Origin of the sequence: Pseudomonas sp. CFBP 8772 (assembly GCF_014841665.1) — a bacterium.
In the GTDB taxonomy this organism is placed as follows: Bacteria; Pseudomonadota; Gammaproteobacteria; order Pseudomonadales; family Pseudomonadaceae; genus Aquipseudomonas; species Aquipseudomonas graminis_B.
The window spans coordinates 1-1,619 of the sequence record NZ_JACYUI010000030.1 but is presented as its reverse complement, the minus strand read 5'-3'; the positions used below and the strand labels follow the sequence as shown (position 1 = coordinate 1,619).

Sequence of the window (1,619 nt, the reverse complement as noted above, 5' to 3'; positions counted from 1 at the left end):
CCCTCCATGTCAGGATAGTTGTCGCCTCTTCATAGCTGGAGGGCGTAGGACTATCAAATGAAACAACGTCGCTACACCGCAGATGAAAAAGCCTGGGTGCTACAACAGATGGCACCCCCTATCAGCCTCACAGTGGTCGAGACGGCTAAGCAAACCGGGATTACTGAGGTCACATTGAGGATGTGGCGTAAAGAGGCCAAGGCCCAAGGAGTGCAGATGCCGGGGACAGGTAAGCGTAATGGGCGCTGGAACAGTGGCGATAAATTCAAGGCGGTTCTACAAACCGCTGCGATGAGCGAAGCAGAGGTCTCCGAATATTGCCGCAGTGCAGGTATTTTGCCCGCCGATCTGGTGTTGTGGCGTATCGCTTGCGAGAAGGCAAATACGCCAGCGCAACTGGAGCCTGCCAAGGACATTCCGTCGATCCAGCGAATCAAGGAATTGGAGCGTGAGTTACGACGCAAGGACGCGGCGTTGGCAGAAACAGCAGCCCTGTTGGTGTTGCGAAAAAAGGCCAATGCGATCTGGGGTACGGGCGAGGACGAATGACCCGCGCCGCAGATCGCAGAAGTGCGCTTGCCTTGATCGATGGTGCGGTACAAGCGGGCGCTCGCCAAAATTCAGCATGTAACGAGTTGGGCGCCTGCGTGCGCACGGTGCAGCGCTGGCGTCACCAGTTGCAAGACGGCCGACCCGGTGCGCGCCGTTCGGCGCCTGCCAACAAACTCAGTGAGGATGAGCGTCTGGCCGTGCTGCAAGCCGCCAACCGGCCTGACTGCGCAGGGCTGACACCGCATGAGATCGTGCCAAAACTGGCAGACGAAGGCGTCTACCTGGCTTCGGAAGCGACGTTCTATCGAGTGCTCAAGTCTGCCGGGCAAGCTCATCGCCGAGGTCGTTCGCGCACGCCAAAAGCTCGGCCGTTGACGACTCATCGTGCAGGCGGCCCCAACCAGATCTGGTGCTGGGACATCACCTGGCTGCCAAGTAACATCAAAGGGCGTTTCTTCTATTGGTACATGGTCAAGGATATCTACAGCCGCAAGCTGGTCATGAACGACGTGCATGAAACCGAGAGTGCGGATCACGCTGGTTTGTTGATGGAGCGCGCATGCCTGCGTGAAAACATCCTTCCGGCCAAGTTGATCCTGCACTCGGACAACGGCAGCCCGATGAAAGGCGCGACCATGCTCGCTGCGCTACACGACCTTGGGGTATTGCCCTCATTCAGCCGCCCGCGAGTCAGCAATGACAATGCTTATGCTGAAGCACTGTTCCGCACCGCAAAGTACTGTTCGCGCTGGCCGCAACGGCCCTTTGAGTCGCTGGATGAAGCACGTCAGTGGGTAATGGAATTTGTGGCTTGGTACAACGATGAGCATCGCCATAGCGCCCTTAAATACGTCACGCCTTCGCAACGACACAAGGGGCACGACCGATCGTCACTGAAGAAGCGAGCAGAGCTATACCTTGAAGCTCGTCGTCTGAAGCCGGAACGGTGGGCTGGGGATGTCCGCAATTGGTGCTTGCCTGATCATGTCTACCTGAATCGAGAGCGTGATCCTGTAAACAGACAAGCTGCTTAAGATCTAAAGCGACAACTACGTTGACACACACCG

The 1,619-nt window shown here is 57.2% G+C and carries 1 protein-coding gene; it reads left to right on the top strand.

Annotated features, from left to right (window positions below):
• The first annotated feature begins 57 nt into the window (after nucleotides 1-57).
• Nucleotides 58-1,586 (top strand): IS3 family transposase gene (locus IFT99_RS26000; protein ID WP_446731156.1). Its coding sequence is split into 2 segments (ribosomal slippage): nucleotides 58-517 and nucleotides 517-1,586, totalling 1,530 coding nucleotides; the frame shifts between segments, so codons are not numbered across the junction.
• Nucleotides 1,587-1,619 lie beyond the last annotated feature (33 nt).